Annotated in this window: 1 protein-coding gene; it reads left to right on the top strand. The window is 39.2% G+C overall.

The window, feature by feature from the left end; all coding sequences use genetic code 11:
* Positions 1-823, top strand: an 823-nt coding sequence (locus tag AC5KOD_RS02525; RefSeq protein ID WP_496912969.1) for an IS3 family transposase, incomplete at its 5' end; no start/stop codon positions are given.
* Positions 824-880 lie beyond the last annotated feature (57 nt).

Below are 880 nucleotides of genomic sequence, written 5' to 3'. Positions count from 1 at the left end.
TAGAGCCTGCCAGCTACTTGAACTTCCCCGTTCAAGTTATTATGAAAGATTAACCCGAACTGACTCGAATCGAACAAAGGAAAATAAAAAGTTAAGCGACAGAATCTTGAGGATTTATTTAGATTCTGGCCGTCGATATGGCGCGCCCAAAATTCATCAGGCACTGGCAAAACAACAGATCAACATTAGCTTGAAACGCGTTCAAAAGCTAATGCGCCAATTAGCTATTCAGTCGATTATCATCAAAAAATGGCGTCCGGGTCACTCAACTTCTGAACGCATTCAAGAACGCGACAATCTTCTTAAGCGTGATTTTTCAACAACAGGTGTAAATCAAAAATGGGTAACGGATATCACTTACATTCATACCGTTAAAGATGGGTGGTGTTATTTATCTTCTATTCAAGATATCCATTCTAAAAAGATTATCGCTTGGTCATTTGGGAAACGGATGACAACGGATTTGGTTTTAGATACCTTAGACAAAGCGGTTCAAACGCAACAAGTGACAAAAGATTTGATTCTTCATTCAGATTTAGGCAGCCAATACACGAGTGAGTCTTACGAGACTCGATTGAACGAGTTAAAAATCCGTCATTCATTTAGCGGAAAAGGCTGTCCTTACGACAATGCGGGGATAGAATCATTTCATGCCACGCTAAAAAAAGAAGAGGTCTATCAAACGTCTTATCAAACCGTTGAAGAGGCATCGAGAAGATTATTTCAATATATAGAAGGGTTTTATAATCGCAAACGACTTCATGGAAGTATTAACTATTTAACGCCCCAAGAAATGGAGGACCGTGCTAAACAAGTAGCTTAGATCTTTCACCCCTACCATTTTTTTGCGAAAAAGTCATGAGTATCATTCGTCATCGCT

The sequence above is a fragment of the Vagococcus sp. WN80Y genome, from assembly GCF_059621045.1.
Note: the sequence above shows the minus strand (reverse complement) of the source record. Positions and strands in the feature narration are given on the sequence as shown.